This window comes from Fictibacillus sp. 18YEL24, assembly GCF_015903855.1.
In the GTDB taxonomy this organism is placed as follows: domain Bacteria; phylum Bacillota; class Bacilli; order Bacillales; family Fictibacillaceae; genus Fictibacillus; species Fictibacillus phosphorivorans_C.
The window spans coordinates 318434-331548 of record NZ_JACZDT010000005.1 but is presented as its reverse complement, the minus strand read 5'-3'; the positions used below and the strand labels follow the sequence as shown (position 1 = coordinate 331548).

The 13115-nt window shown below is 37.8% G+C and carries 20 protein-coding genes and 1 pseudogene; all 21 read left to right on the top strand.

The annotated features are described in order from the left end of the window. The first annotated feature begins 3 nt into the window (after window positions 1-3). The 21 genes and pseudogenes from HU823_RS17105 (at window position 4) to HU823_RS17010 (ending at window position 13097) form a co-directional block, all read left to right on the top strand. Window positions 4-366 carry a hypothetical protein gene (locus HU823_RS17105; RefSeq protein ID WP_197222802.1) on the top strand — a complete coding sequence of 121 codons (363 nt, stop codon included), beginning with the start codon at window positions 4-6 and terminating at the stop codon, window positions 364-366. Between the two features lie 147 nt (window positions 367-513). Then, the gene (locus tag HU823_RS17100) at window positions 514-678 is read left to right on the top strand and encodes a hypothetical protein (protein WP_197222801.1); all 165 of its coding nucleotides are present in this window, start codon (window positions 514-516) and stop codon (window positions 676-678) included. Window positions 679-681: 3 nt separating this feature from the next. After that, the gene (locus tag HU823_RS17095) at window positions 682-873 is read left to right on the top strand and encodes a hypothetical protein (RefSeq protein WP_197222800.1); all 192 of its coding nucleotides are present in this window, start codon (window positions 682-684) and stop codon (window positions 871-873) included. Window positions 874-957: 84 nt separating this feature from the next. After that, a complete protein-coding gene (locus tag HU823_RS17090; RefSeq protein ID WP_197222799.1) occupies window positions 958-2940 on the top strand; it encodes an AAA family ATPase in 1983 nt (660 codons plus the stop codon). After that, window positions 2940-3851 carry a recombinase RecT gene (locus tag HU823_RS17085; protein ID WP_197222798.1) on the top strand — a complete coding sequence of 304 codons (912 nt, stop codon included), beginning with the start codon at window positions 2940-2942 and terminating at the stop codon, window positions 3849-3851. Before HU823_RS17090 ends, HU823_RS17085 begins: the two co-directional genes overlap by 1 nt. Next, a complete protein-coding gene (locus tag HU823_RS17080; protein ID WP_197222797.1) occupies window positions 3848-4549 on the top strand; it encodes an MBL fold metallo-hydrolase in 702 nt (233 codons plus the stop codon). Before HU823_RS17085 ends, HU823_RS17080 begins: the two co-directional genes overlap by 4 nt. A gap of 173 nt (window positions 4550-4722) precedes the next feature. Beyond that, window positions 4723-4875: a DUF6906 family protein gene (locus HU823_RS17075; RefSeq protein ID WP_197222796.1), complete on the top strand. Its 153-nt coding sequence runs from the start codon at window positions 4723-4725 to the stop codon at window positions 4873-4875. Window positions 4876-4902: 27 nt separating this feature from the next. After that, the gene (locus HU823_RS17070; protein WP_197222795.1) at window positions 4903-5790 is read left to right on the top strand and encodes a hypothetical protein; all 888 of its coding nucleotides are present in this window, start codon (window positions 4903-4905) and stop codon (window positions 5788-5790) included. Beyond that, complete coding sequence (locus tag HU823_RS17065; RefSeq protein ID WP_197222794.1) at window positions 5672-6622, top strand: ATP-binding protein; 951 nt, start codon at window positions 5672-5674, stop codon at window positions 6620-6622. Before HU823_RS17070 ends, HU823_RS17065 begins: the two co-directional genes overlap by 119 nt. Window positions 6623-6633: 11 nt before the next feature. Continuing rightward, window positions 6634-6774: a hypothetical protein gene (locus HU823_RS17060; RefSeq protein WP_197222793.1), complete on the top strand. Its 141-nt coding sequence runs from the start codon at window positions 6634-6636 to the stop codon at window positions 6772-6774. Continuing rightward, entirely contained in the window at window positions 6771-7253 is a 483-nt protein-coding gene (locus HU823_RS17055) for a hypothetical protein (RefSeq protein WP_197222792.1), read from the top strand. The genes HU823_RS17060 and HU823_RS17055 overlap by 4 nt, the downstream gene beginning before the upstream one ends. Then, the gene (locus tag HU823_RS22000) at window positions 7250-7381 is read left to right on the top strand and encodes a DUF6011 domain-containing protein (RefSeq protein WP_231607515.1); all 132 of its coding nucleotides are present in this window, start codon (window positions 7250-7252) and stop codon (window positions 7379-7381) included. The genes HU823_RS17055 and HU823_RS22000 overlap by 4 nt, the downstream gene beginning before the upstream one ends. Then, window positions 7381-7884: pseudogene (locus HU823_RS17050) on the top strand (Holliday junction resolvase RecU); the annotation flags it as partial. The gene HU823_RS22000 and the pseudogene HU823_RS17050, both read left to right, overlap by 1 nt. Before the next feature lie 42 nt (window positions 7885-7926). Continuing rightward, window positions 7927-8289, top strand: coding sequence for a Cas9 inhibitor AcrIIA9 family protein (locus HU823_RS17045; protein WP_197222790.1), 363 nt, complete (start codon window positions 7927-7929; stop codon window positions 8287-8289). A gap of 5 nt (window positions 8290-8294) precedes the next feature. Then, entirely contained in the window at window positions 8295-9818 is a 1524-nt protein-coding gene (locus HU823_RS22335; protein ID WP_197222789.1) for a PcfJ domain-containing protein, read from the top strand. A 353-nt stretch (window positions 9819-10171) separates the two neighbouring features. Beyond that, window positions 10172-10537 (top strand): hypothetical protein, encoded by a 366-nt coding sequence (locus tag HU823_RS17035; RefSeq protein ID WP_197222788.1) that lies wholly within the window; start codon window positions 10172-10174, stop codon window positions 10535-10537. Window positions 10538-10570: 33 nt separating this feature from the next. Beyond that, window positions 10571-10774: a hypothetical protein gene (locus tag HU823_RS17030; protein WP_197222787.1), complete on the top strand. Its 204-nt coding sequence runs from the start codon at window positions 10571-10573 to the stop codon at window positions 10772-10774. Between the two features lie 58 nt (window positions 10775-10832). Further along, window positions 10833-11033: an XtrA/YqaO family protein gene (locus HU823_RS17025; RefSeq protein WP_066240128.1), complete on the top strand. Its 201-nt coding sequence runs from the start codon at window positions 10833-10835 to the stop codon at window positions 11031-11033. Further along, window positions 11030-11569 (top strand): hypothetical protein, encoded by a 540-nt coding sequence (locus tag HU823_RS17020; protein ID WP_197222786.1) that lies wholly within the window; start codon window positions 11030-11032, stop codon window positions 11567-11569. Before HU823_RS17025 ends, HU823_RS17020 begins: the two co-directional genes overlap by 4 nt. Window positions 11570-11927: 358 nt before the next feature. Beyond that, on the top strand, window positions 11928-12404 hold the full coding sequence (locus tag HU823_RS17015) for a sigma-70 family RNA polymerase sigma factor (RefSeq protein ID WP_197222785.1): 477 nt from the start codon (window positions 11928-11930) through the stop codon (window positions 12402-12404). A gap of 108 nt (window positions 12405-12512) precedes the next feature. Continuing rightward, complete coding sequence (locus HU823_RS17010) at window positions 12513-13097, top strand: hypothetical protein (RefSeq protein ID WP_197222784.1); 585 nt, start codon at window positions 12513-12515, stop codon at window positions 13095-13097. The last annotated feature ends 18 nt before the right edge of the window (window positions 13098-13115 follow it).

The window sequence follows — 13115 nt, the reverse complement described above, 5'->3', positions numbered from 1 at the left end:
ATTATGAGAACAGCAGCAACAATCAAATTGTTCCCAGCTGAAATGAGCATGGTGAAAGTATCTACAAAATTACTGAGTGATCATCTTACAGGGTGGAATAAAAGAATTTTCGATTCTACAACATTAAAACGTGTAAATGAGTCAACAGGAACACTTGTTATGGACGGAATGGAATTGAAAGATGTTGCAAGAGCGTTAAGAAAGCAAGGATGGTTTTTCTACAATTCAGGGCTTAAAGCAGAGGCGAAAATCTATTTTGAATTAGCTCAATGGATTAAGGAACAAAGATATCAATTCCAACAAGAAAATGGTCCGAAAATAAAAACAGCCGCTAGTGCGGACACACTAACAGCTGCAGTCGTATAGGACGTTTAACAATTTCATTTTACCATAACTGGTTGATGAACAGCAATAGACTTCGGTCTCTGCTGTCGGACCTAAGAGAGCCTACACCTACCCCTATCTCTCTCTTAGGCCGGACAGTGCAGATCGCACTAGAAAGAAGGTGAATATATGGGAGAACATGTGGCTGGAACTATTCAGGTTAAAGTGTGTGCCAGTGAAGAAATGACTAATAATTGGCTAACTACAAATGCCGATTTAGAAGTCATTGATATCAAGTACACAGGAACAGATGAAAATGACAATTTCATGATCATCTACAGAAAGGAGGACTAACCAATGTGGAACAAACAAGGTCCATGGGGCACAGGTGAGGTTTATTACATGAAAAACCATCTGGACGTTCTAACACCAAAAATCGGTTTTGAAAATGCATTAGAAGAAGTTAGCAGACGTCTTGGGAGAAAAGTTGAGGATATCAAGGGAAAGTATCAGCGATTGCAACAAAAAAACCACCACCAGGCAGGGTGACGGTTTAAACGGTTCCTAAACAAAATTTATTTAAATCCATTATATGCAGTTATCAACAATTTATCAACAAAAGGAGGATAAGCAGTGAAAACAGAGATTAAGTTACTGAAGCTGAACCTGAAAAACTTTAAGGGTGTAAAACAGTTCACTCTTGATCTACAAGGTGAAAACGCAAAAATTTACGGTGACAATGCTACTGGTAAAACAACCATGTTCGATGCATTTATATGGGTCCTTTTCGATAAGGATAGTCAGAATAAAAAGGACTTCCAGCTAAAAACACTTAGCGGCAAAAATGAAGCGATTCACGGTTTAGACCATGAAGTTGAAGCGACTTTTAAAGTGAATGATCGTACTCTCACTTTAAGAAAAGTTTTCTCTGAAAAGTGGACGAAGAAACGGGGATCAGCACTCTCAGAGTTTACTGGACATACTACTGATTATTACATCGATGGAGTACCAGTGAAATTGAAAGAATACAAAGAGCAGGTAGATAGCATCGTTCAGGAGGATATCTTCAAGCTTCTTACTTCTCCATCCTACTTTAACGAACAACTTAAGTGGCAGGATCGCAGAGCTTTATTACTTACTATCTGCGGTGATATTACAGACCAGGAAGTTATCAGCAGCAACAAAAGTCTTGCACAGTTAACGAGCGTATTGAACGGAAAAACCATTGAGAATCATCGAAAAATGGTTGCTGCTAGAAGGGCTGATATTAATAAAGAGCTAGACCGGATCCCAATTCGTATAGATGAAGTTCAACGCTCTATGCCTGATCCATCTGATCTAAACGAAGAAGAGCTTCAGCAAGAAATATCTTTCCTCAAAAATCAGATTGAAGAAAGAGAATCTGAAGTTAGCCGTATAAAATCTGGAGGCGAGATTTCAGCCAAAGAAAAGAGGCTCCGCGAAGTAGAAGGAGAGCTTCAGCAAATCAAAAATGATCTTCAAGGGAAGACGCTTGAAGATATGTCATTGAAACGTCAGGAGTTATCTAAAATCCGTTATGAAGCGGAGAATGCGGAACTACAAATTAGAACTAAAAGAAACCAGATTGCCAGCAATAACAAATCGATTCAAAGCTCAACCGACTTAACAAATCGTTTGCGAAATGAATGGCATGAAGTTAATTCGAAGATTTTTGACTCTCATCATGCAGAGGATTGTCCTACTTGTGGACAAGCACTTCCAAGCGAGCAGGTTCAAGAAGCTCATGAAAAGGCACTTTCTCAATTTAACCTTGAAAAGGCACAAAGATTAGAAAGAATTAATGCTCAAGGAAAAACGGAAGCAGTAGTTATTCAGGGATTAAAATCCGAAAATCTGCAACTTGAAAAAGAAATTACCAAGCTTGAAGAATTTATCCAAATTCAAAATTCCGAAATAGATCGTGTCCAGGATGAAGTGTTGACGCTTCAAGCAGGAGTAAGAATTGTCGACTCTGATCCAGAGTATGTTAACAAGAAAAAAGAAGCACTTGTAATCGAAGAGGCTATCCAAAACTTAAGATCTTCTGTTCAAGAATCAGTATACAAAGTTAACCAAGAAATCGTTACATTGCGCAATGATATGAACTTGTTAGAGCAGGATAAAGCAAAATTTGCTCAAGTTAAGCTCTCTAAGCAGCGTATTGAAGAACTGGAAGAGCAAGAACGCGGTCTAGCAGCTGAATTCGAAAAGCTTGAGCAAGAACTTTATCTAACAGAAGAGTTTATCCGCACTAAAGTTAATCTCCTGACAGAAAAAATTAACTCTAAATTCAAATACGCTCGTTTTAAGTTGTTTGATACACAGATCAATGGCGGTCTATCTGAAACATGCGAAACCCTTTATGAAGGTGTTCCATACAATGGCGGCTTAAATAACGCAGCTCGTATAAACATCGGACTGGATATCATTAATACACTTGCTGAGCATTACGGAGTTTCTGCTCCAATCTTTGTAGACAATAGTGAGGCTGTAACGCAGCTAATCGACGTAAATTCACAGGTTATCAGTTTAGTAGTATCAGAGGCTGATAAGAAGCTTCGAGTTGAGTACGGACAAATGCAGGAGGCGATCTAATGAGTAATTCAAACCAATTAGCAATGGTTAAGAAAGATACCGTTGATATAGTGGCTGCTAAAGTAAAACAGTTTCAAGAGGCTGGGGAGCTACACTTCCCAGCTAACTACAGCCCTGAAAATGCAATGAAGAGTGCCTGGTTGATCTTACAAGCAACTAAAGCAAGCAAAAATGATAATTATGCTCCTGTACTTACACATTGTACAAAAGATTCAATTGCAAATGCTTTACTCGATATGGTAGTTCAAGGACTTAATCCGGCAAAGAAGCAAGGCTACTTTATCTGCTACGGTAAACAGTTAGCTTTCCAGCGTTCCTACTTCGGGACGATGGCAGTTACTAAACGGGTAACAAACGCTAAATCAATAGATGGCATGGTGATCTACGAAGGTGACGATGTAGACTACGAAATTGTAAATGGCCGTGTAGTTAACCTTAAACACAAACAAAAGTTTGGAAACATTAACAAAGATAAAATCTTAGGTGCTTATGCCACTATCGAAATGCCTGATGGTGAAATTTACACAGAAATCATGACAATGGATGAAATTAGACAAGCCTGGAGCCAATCTCAAATGTGGGGCAAGGACCAAAAAATAGAGAAACAAGGTAGCACTCACGATGATTTCAAACAAGAAATGGCTAAGAAAACAGTTATAGGTCGTGCTTGTAAGAAGTTCTTGAATTCAAGTGATGATGGTTCTCTAGTAATGCAGCATATCAAAGAATCAGATGAACGCTCAGAAGAAATTGAAGTACAGAAGGAAATAGCTGAAAACGCAAACTCTGAATACATCGATGCTGAATACAACGAAATCATTGACGATCCGGAGCCACCAAAAAGAGAACATCAAGAAGAAAAGTCAAAACCTGAACCGGAACCAGTAAGTGCAGGCGGACCAGAGTTTTGATCGAGATAAAATCATTCGGAAGCTCAAGCGCGGGGAACTGCTATTACATCACAGACGGCAGAACCCCACTGCTTCTGGAAGCTGGAATCAAGTTTAAAGAGGTTCAAAGGTTATTAAACTTTCAAACCTCATCGATTGCAGGCTGCCTTATAAGTCACGAACATGGCGATCACTGTAAATCGATTAAAGAGGTACTGAAAGCCGGAATCAACTGTTATATGTCACCAGGGACGGCGGGAGCTTTGAACATACAACATCACAGAATACATAAGATCGCTCCTAAACAGCCATTCCGTATTGGAACATGGAGTATACTTCCCTTCGATGTTCAACATGACGTAGCAGAGCCTTATGGCTTCCTACTGAGTAATGAATCGGGTGAGAAGGTTTTATTCGCAACAGACACTTACTACATTCGTTATAAATTTAAAGGTCTCACTCACGTTCTTGTTGAGTGTAACTACTCAATGGATATATTAGACGCTAACATCGCTCTTGGCAGGACGCCAGCTGTTATGAAGAAAAGATTGATGAGATCCCATTTCAGCCTGGAGAACGTAAAAGAATTTTTAAAGGCAAACGATCTAAGCAAGGTTCAAGAAATATGGCTGCTGCATCTTTCGGATTCGAACAGTAATCAAGATGAGTTCAAGAAAGAGATTATGCAGCTGACTGGGAAGATGGTTTATGTCCCGTAAAAATGAAGTGGAAATACCTCACTTGTATCTGGAGCTTACAAAAGGCTATAGCACACGAGGAACGATGTTCAAAAGATACGTTATGAGTTACATCGAGAGAAACTATCCAAACTATAAAATTATCAAAATAGAAGGCATGAGAGCCTTATGTGAAAGAAAGGGGCAAGAGGGTCATGAAGAACGGTAAGAAGCCTAATCGCCAGCAACAGGCACTCATTGAGAATAATGGATTGAATCCGCAAGAGTGGTTGATCTTTAAAAAAGTAGCGAAAGAATTTCATTTGGTGCATCGAGTAAAAGGAACAAAGAGAGTGATATCAGCTTAATTTAGTTCCTGTATAAGGGGGGATACGATGCCCGAAAGTTACCCTTTTCCAACTTATTCAGGGTTATTAGAACCGGAACACTACAACAAAATAGGATCAGCAATATGGCTTTTTCTCTGGTGCGTTAGCTCAACAACAAAAGAAGTTGAAAGAGACGGTATCAACTGGGGCATCGTTCTTGGAAATAAGCCTATGAAGATCCCAGAACTTGCAGAAATATTTGGTGTCAACGAAAAAACAGTCAGGCGTTGGTTAGGAGCGCTTGAGCAACATGAATATTTAAAGATCACAAGAGCTCCGTACGGATTAATTTTATCTGTTAAGAATTCAAAGAAAACCTTTAAAAAGAGAGTGGACAAAAATGTCCATTCTGAAACAGGAGAGTGGACAAAAATGTCCGATGACCCGGCGAAAATGTCCGATCTCTCGGACAAAAATGTCCACTCTAATAAAGATATATTAAAAGATAAATTAAAAGATATAAAAGAAGTCGTTGTTGATACGCACGAAGAAAAAAAGGATCCACCTAAAAAATACGACAATGTAGATCGCATAGCAGAGTACTACATGGTGATACGCGGGAAACCCGGACAAGCTCCGAAGGTCTCCGATTACCAGTGTATCAGTGCGGTTCTATCAGCAGGGGTAGAAGTAGAAGAGGTTTTGCGCGGTGTAGACCAAGCGTTTGCTGATTATAAACCTCGTTACCCAGGGGATGAGATAAGCTCCTTCGGTTATTGCAAAAAAGTCATTCTCGCCAATTTTTATAGCAATAGAGCAAGAGAGGAGGCTAATCATGAGCAAGCCAAAATTCTCAGGTATCCAGGCAGTTCTGGAAGATCTCAAACAAAAAAGCGCGAGTCAGTCACAGGCGGACAAGTCGGTCGGATCGGAAGAAGAAAGCCAGAAGCATGAATGCCTGAAATGCAAGGATAAAAGAATCCTAATCTTTCGGGTCCACAAGGATACAAAGTGGATTGAGGATGAAAAAACGCAATCTTCAACACCGGAAAGCATGGTTACGGAAGATGAATTTTACTCTGGCCGCGTCTGTCATCCTAAAGACGCATGGGAATGGAGAGATACATTTTCACAACGTTGTGACTGCAGCATAAAGAGAAAGATTCAAAAGATCATGAAATCCAGTGAGATCACTGACGCATTTAAGAAGATGGCATTCTCAAACTTTGAACGTGTTGGAAAGCATGAGCTTATTCAGGAAGCCTATCAGTGTGCAATTGATTATTACAGAGATTTCGACAGCATCAAAGGTGATCGTTGTAACAGCATTTCTTTACTTGGTCAGCCAGGCTGTGGGAAAACGCACTTACTAACTGCAATTGCTAATAATTTGATTCATAAAAAACAAGTAAGCGTGCTTTATTTCCCCTTTGTCGAGGGATTCAATGATCTGAAAGATAACTTTGACCTTCTGGAAGAAAAGCTAAGCAACATGAAAAAGGTAGATGTACTTTTCATCGATGATCTGTTCAAACCTGTGACAACAGATTCGAAAGAAGGAAGAAAACGTAAGCCGCGAGCTACAGAGTGGCAGATTGAGCAAATATACGCTGTTATCAATTTCAGGTACCTCAATCATAAACCGATGCTCATTTCTTCAGAGTTGAATGTAGACGAGCTTATAGATATTGACGAGGCATTAGGGACACGGATCTATCAGATGAGCAAAGACTATACGGTTGTCATTGAAGGGGACAGAAAGCTTTTAAACTATCGATTAGCATAGGGGGCTAATATATGGGGTCTTACTTAGGAAGTGGAATTTACTTCTTCCCAGCTGAAACGGATCCGGAAAAGATTAAAGCGGCTGAGGAAAAGCATGCTGCCTGGTACGCATCATTTATGGCTGAAACGGAAGGGATGAGTGAGCCAGCATGACAGAGATCAACGCATATATGAATGGTTATAGTATCGGGGATATAAAATTCCTTGAAGCTTCAGTTGAAGCACACCAAGAAGCTTTGAAGGAATCCAAGTTTGAAACAGAAACCGCCAAAGAATTCCTTTACCAACACATCCAGACAAATAAGGAGCTGGAGAAGGAAGTGGATCGCCTACAAACCAAAGAAAATGAATTTTGGATACCACAACTTGAACGGATACAAGTGGAAAATGAATTAAATGAGAAAACGCTTGAAGTCATGGATAAACAAAGAATCCAAATGGAAGAAATCCACGAAGAAACGTTTAAAGGTTCAAAATTAATTTTAGAACAATTTATCAAATCCCAACAAAAAGCAGAACGTTTGGAGAAGGTTTTAAAAGATGTAAGGGAAGAAGCAACATGTAAACACGTTGAACCATATATCATTTTAAGAATTATTGATAGAGCTCTAGAAACGGAGGCGAAAGCATGAACTGCCCAGTATGCAATAGACCTTTAAAAAGTAAGAAAAGCATTGAAAAAGGCATAGGTCCTGTCTGTGAAAAGAAACAGAAAGAAAATGAAAATCAAGCTGAGCTTGAATTGCAGGTGAAGGAATAATGTCTCAGGGAAATCGAGGTATGGCATTCGAAATGCTTCTGAATTTAATCAATCAGATGTATGCCAACCAAAAGGTAGCATTGATTAATAAACGCCCTACTCCAGTAAAAGTGTTAAAGAGCAAAGGGACAAAGGTATTGAACGGATTCTATGAAGCTCCCAGTACGGTGGATTATGACGGAGTGTATAAAGGTAGAGCGATAGCGTTTGAAGCAAAATCGGTTGGTATCGATCGTTTTGATTTAAAGAATCTTCACCAACACCAAATCAACTATCTGGAAAAGGTTGAAAACATGGGTGGAGTAAGTTTTGTGTTAATCGAATTTAGAATGACTAAACAGATTTTCTTTGTCCCGTACTCCACGATAAAGCATTATGTTTATCACGCTTCTGTAGGTGGACGTAAAAGCATCCCTTTAGTAGATCTTGAAGTTTATGCCTATGAGGTAAAACGTACGAAACGTAGCACTTTAGATTACCTGGAATGGGTTGACAAGCTTATTGGCGAGGTAGCAGTTTAACAGTATTAAAAGAGGTGAGGACGTTTGACAAAACATGCTGTAACAAAATTAAACGATGAAATGACTAGCAATAAAAATAACCCATACGTGCAAGTTGTAGGGAACTTTCTTTTACAGAAGTTGAAAAAGCATCCGGGTGCTGCTGAAAAGATTCTTAACAAGGATAAGAACATCTTAAAAAGCCTGGATGCCATGAGAAAAGAAGCTGAAAAAGTTAAGGTCGGTAATTGTGCAGTGTTAACTGATGAACAGGGATTTAACATTGTCCTAAATTATTTTGAAATTAAAGAAAACGTTGACATTAAGCCGAAGCCGAAAAATACTCCTAAAGAAAAAGATGGTGTTATTGATCAAACCACATTATTCGATTTTGTTGAGGAGGCATAACCATTGTGACTATTAATGAAATACTGAATCACTTTCCTCAAAAAATCAGTAATGAGTTGGTTGATTACGTAACAGAAACCGTTTTTCTTAAAAGCCGATACTTATTCACCAGAAGAGTTGGTGGTTTTCAAAAAGCGTATTGCACACATTGTAAATATGAAACTATCACAGACGGTTTAAAACATGGCCAGAAATCAGAATGTGCGAAGTGCGGATCTGAATGTATCGTGAAAGCAAGTGGAAGAGGCAGAAAAAGACTTATCGATGATGCTTTTGTTGTGTGGTATGAAAAATCTATGCAGAACCCAGAAGCAATCGTTGCAAGAGGGATTTTATTAGTTAGAGATTACAGCGGAGATTACCGGACCGTTGAAACGAATCATTATACGAAGGTTTACTACCTTTTCGAACCTGGTAACAGCAAGATGGTATTCAGAGACTGGGGCGGATTGATAGAACGTAAGAAAATATCATCAGAAATATACTCCAGCATGAGCTTTAAAGAGTCGTTTGTTAGCATTGAAAATATTAAAGCTGCTGTAAGGGGTACCCCTTTTCAGTACTCTACTTGGGAGAAATATCATCGTCACAGCAGCCAGTATAGGATCAAAGATGATTTGGTGAGTTTTTTCGATTTAGCAGCTAAGTATCCTTGTATCGAGTATCTGACTAAATTAGGCATGCAGGACATCGTTCAAACCAAACTAGATGGTCGTAAAACATTCGGAGCGATTAATTGGAGAGGCAAAACTATCGAAAAGGTATTGAGGTTAACCAAATCCGAACTTAAGGATCTACGCAAGAATAACATCAGTTTGAAAGTTGAGACTTTGCATTGTTATCAAGTCCATAAAAAGAACGGGATCAAAATCACATTTGAAGAAGCTGAACTTTTAAATGATATTACAGGTTGGCGATTTGATGATTTTAAAAAGTTACTTAAATATGCTTCATTCGAGAAACTTTCGAGATACTTCTTAAAGCAACTAAGGAATCACAAAAAGCATTTTTCAGCTTCATATTCGGTCTTAATATCATTACAGGATTACATCAAAGATTGCATCGATCTCGGTATGGACATTAGCCAAGAACACGTCCTTCTTCCTAACAATTTGCATGCTGCTCACCAGAAAACAATCAGACAGGTGAAAATAAAAGCTGATCATACACTCAACAAAAAGATTGAAAAAAGGATTATGGAATTACAACGGCTTTCATTCAGATATTCCGGAATGATAATCCGGCCGGCGGTGTCCAGCATCGAGTTGTTCGATGAAGGAAAAGCTTTGAATCACTGTGTAGGAAGGTATGCTGAGGATTATGCAAACGGTAAGACAAATCTATTCGTTATTAGAAAGACGGAAGATCCCGAGAAGCCCTTCTTCACACTGGAATTACGTCAAAACCAAATCACGCAAGTATACGGTAAAGATAACAGCCAACCAACTAAAGAAGTGAAAGCTTTCGTTGAGGCTTTTAAATCTCATAAGCTAATCAAAAAACCTAAAGATAGGAAAGTGGCGGTTTAATTTATGAAAGACTACAGCAAGATCAGACTCTACGATCTGAATACACTTTGTCACAAAGGCGATAAGGAAGCTCTCAAAGAATGGCAGCGGCGTTGGATTACGCCGTGGCCGTCTATGGGCGGGAAGATAAAGGTTAAGAAAGGGGAATAACGATTGGATGGAAAAAAAGTTGCGAAGGAAATGGGCATAACAATTAGTCGGTGCTTTTCACTTTCATTCTTCGTATTTTTAACCTGGGCTGTTAATGGAGATTTGACTACTTATATAGCTATTTGCGTTTCTCATCTTGTTCTTAGCTATAGAGACTGACGTACGTACCAGAAACAAAATGCGTAACAAAGGAGATAGAAGAAATGGAAATTGTTGAAATTCAAAAGTTTATGAGAATACTTCAAAAACATTCTCCTAAATGTTTCATTAACCATAATTTTGAGTTAATTGTTGAACCTAAAAACAATATCTATTTTAGGTTAGAGGATGTTAAAACCGAACTGGTTTTAAAGTGTAAAGTGCTTGCGTGGATGTCAAGACCAAGTTGTAAAGGTGTCAGCGAGTATTGGCAAAAGCGAATCAGAGCGGCACTCAATGAGTATTTAGGTACAAATTTTACCTTTGAAGAAATGGAAGAAATATATACGTACTTAGGTAACGATTGTAATAGGCAAAAAACTATTAGATTTATATGTTCTGATTACAATTTGGATGTGCTTACTGCATAGTTCGTTGATGATTTGTCATAGAGGGGTGAATTTATGAAACAGGATAATCCAAACGGTAAAATTACAAATGTAGAATTTGAAATGATGGTCGACGAGATGATCCGTACCATCCCTTACCAAATAAAGTATCATGTCGAACTTTCCAGGCTATATAAAAGTAGATATGATTCTCTTGTAAAAGCAGGTTTTTCAAAGAATGAGGCTCTTGCGATTATTAAAGCAAGAGGTATCGAGTAATATATATTTTTGCTGGTGGGGTAGATGTTGAAACAAAGTAAACTAAGGGGGTATTGCTTTGCGATTAAATGATTTAGAAATTAATCCTTCTACCCAGAAACTAGAAATTGATATAATGGAAAAAACTTCATCTTTTATGATTGTGGTATGTGACGGGAAGGCAAGAATGACAGAGCTTCCAGTACATGGTGAAACAAAGATCATCACACATCAAGGTAAGGTGAAGCGTGTTAAGTGGGATGAGGGGGAAGATTTTTGAAGAAATATATCACAGAATTGTTTGCTGATCCCGGATTTGTTGGGTCGTTTTTAGGAGCATTTTTATCGGGGGCTATTGCTTTATCTTTACTTATTTATCAACTAAGAGAGCAAAAAAAAATAGTTTTAGCTGAAAAATATCAAAACTACTTAAAACATGTATTGCCACTCTCGATCGACTTGAATTCTTATCTAGATAGGTTAGATGAAGAACGTATAGACTTTTTAGTTAATAAAACGAATAGCATTAAGCTTAGACTTGTAATTGGCCAAACCAAAGAATTAATTGAAAGAATAAACCAAATTAACGAAGATTTTGTGCTTTATGATGTATATATTCAGTTTGAAACAATAAAAGTGGTAGCTAAAGAAATTGATGAAATATTAAAAACGGATATCAAAGATATGAATGACGAAGCTGATAAGGATTTTGTCAAAAGCTCGTTATTAGCAAATATAAAAATACTTCAAAAGTCATCAAAAGATATCGAAGAAAAGTTGAAAAAAGTTAAAAAGTTCTTAAATTATAAAGAATAGTTCTACCAGTCAACTGGAGGACACTGATCAAGAGCAGGATAGCACCTGCCCTGATTGGTGTCTTTTTTTACGTTCTTATATGGGGTATAAGGGGTCTTCAACATAGGTTTCGCAGCTATCCCTCACATTTATGGAGGTGCGATAAGCAAGGAACACATTAAACGACGAGTTAAAGAAGTGGAAAAATAAAAACCAAACAGCTCCAGTCAAAAAGAAAAGAAATGCTGCTGAGACTTCACAGCAAGTCCATTCTGAGAAATTAACAGACCGAGACATAAGAGAACTCATGGGAATGAACAGACCTCGATATGAGAAGCGTAGAGGTTCAATTAGACAAAGATAAAAGGGGCGGTTTCTTTTGAAAACTTGGGTCGAGGATATCAAAGAAGAATATAACCTAAGCAAAAAGATATTAGAAGAGTATAGAGAGAAACTAGATTTAGATAATCCAAAAAACAAAGAGGAAGACAAGATCGTTGGTGAAATGATTTCAGATATGAAGTATGCGCTTGATTGGTTAAACAGAGGAAGAAGACCTGGTAATCGTCGTGGTGCTGATCGGCGCTCCGTTTATCAACGTACATCTCTCATGGAAATGGATATCTTTCCTGATCTCAATTTAAACCATTCAAAAAGATTTCTACAAGATGACGAAAAAGTAATGATTGTGGAAGTGCTATTAGAACTTTCTGCACGGGAAAGGCAGTGCTATCTTCTTCATATGGCGCAAGGAATGAGTTATGCAGCGATTGCTGAAGAATTAAATCTTTCAAGGCGCACAATCCAACAATATGTTGAACGGGCAAAAGCAAAAATAAAAAATAAAGTTGCATAATTTTTGTTTTTGACGTGCAAATGACGTACAAGTGCCACCTATTATTGAAAAGAGTTTGCAGGAAAATATCTCCTTTTGTCGTAATATTTGTTGAAGGGAGAAGATAGAATGTTCGCAAACAGTTTAATCAAAGTTCTTAAAGAATGGGATGAATCGGTTAAAGACTCAAAACTAACTGATATGGGTGGTTTAATATCAGTAGGTTTGCTACATCTAGGCAGTGAGGATTTTAAAGAAGATGGATACCATGCAAATCCATATCGATTTTTAGAAAACAGAATATTACAACTTCAAAAAAATGAAGGGGTATTCGAGGAATTTATTGTTGATGGACTACTATCTTTATTTTACAAACACTTTAAAGATCAAGTTAATAAACGTGAAGAATACATTTATAACAATGAAAATTTAATTAAAAGTGCTATTAAACTAAATAAGGCTGGTGGAGATATTCCAGTCAATTTTATTAAAGATACTGAAGATAAAATACTACTACTTAACAGTCCTGAATATCTTACATTAGCCAAAAATGAATTAAAAGCATGGGAAGAAATATCTTCAAGAGTCTTTAGTGATGAAAATAGAAATGAGATGGAAAGAAATATAATGATAGAGAATCACGCTCGTTATAAAGAGCAAATGCCTGAGGAAGAACGCAAAAGGTTAAATGAAATTATAGACAAAATGAGATAGAGAAAAATAAAGGCATCC

Excerpts from the sequence above, each read along its gene's own strand:
- HU823_RS22000 (WP_231607515.1), top strand. The coding sequence starts at position 7,250 with ATGAACTGCCCAGTATGCAATAGACCTTTAAAAAGTAAGAAAAGCATT.
- HU823_RS17010 (WP_197222784.1), top strand. The coding sequence starts at position 12,513 with ATGTTCGCAAACAGTTTAATCAAAGTTCTTAAAGAATGGGATGAATCG.
- HU823_RS17085 (WP_197222798.1), top strand. The coding sequence starts at position 2,940 with ATGAGTAATTCAAACCAATTAGCAATGGTTAAGAAAGATACCGTTGAT.
- HU823_RS17055 (WP_197222792.1), top strand. The coding sequence starts at position 6,771 with ATGACAGAGATCAACGCATATATGAATGGTTATAGTATCGGGGATATA.
- HU823_RS17035 (WP_197222788.1), top strand. The coding sequence starts at position 10,172 with ATGGAAATTGTTGAAATTCAAAAGTTTATGAGAATACTTCAAAAACAT.
- HU823_RS17095 (WP_197222800.1), top strand. The coding sequence starts at position 682 with ATGTGGAACAAACAAGGTCCATGGGGCACAGGTGAGGTTTATTACATG.
- HU823_RS17070 (WP_197222795.1), top strand. The coding sequence starts at position 4,903 with ATGCCCGAAAGTTACCCTTTTCCAACTTATTCAGGGTTATTAGAACCG.
- HU823_RS17060 (WP_197222793.1), top strand. The coding sequence starts at position 6,634 with ATGGGGTCTTACTTAGGAAGTGGAATTTACTTCTTCCCAGCTGAAACG.
- HU823_RS17075 (WP_197222796.1), top strand. The coding sequence starts at position 4,723 with ATGAAGAACGGTAAGAAGCCTAATCGCCAGCAACAGGCACTCATTGAG.
- HU823_RS17100 (WP_197222801.1), top strand. The coding sequence starts at position 514 with ATGGGAGAACATGTGGCTGGAACTATTCAGGTTAAAGTGTGTGCCAGT.
- HU823_RS17105 (WP_197222802.1), top strand. The coding sequence starts at position 4 with ATGAGAACAGCAGCAACAATCAAATTGTTCCCAGCTGAAATGAGCATG.
- HU823_RS17030 (WP_197222787.1), top strand. The coding sequence starts at position 10,571 with ATGAAACAGGATAATCCAAACGGTAAAATTACAAATGTAGAATTTGAA.
- HU823_RS17065 (WP_197222794.1), top strand. The coding sequence starts at position 5,672 with ATGAGCAAGCCAAAATTCTCAGGTATCCAGGCAGTTCTGGAAGATCTC.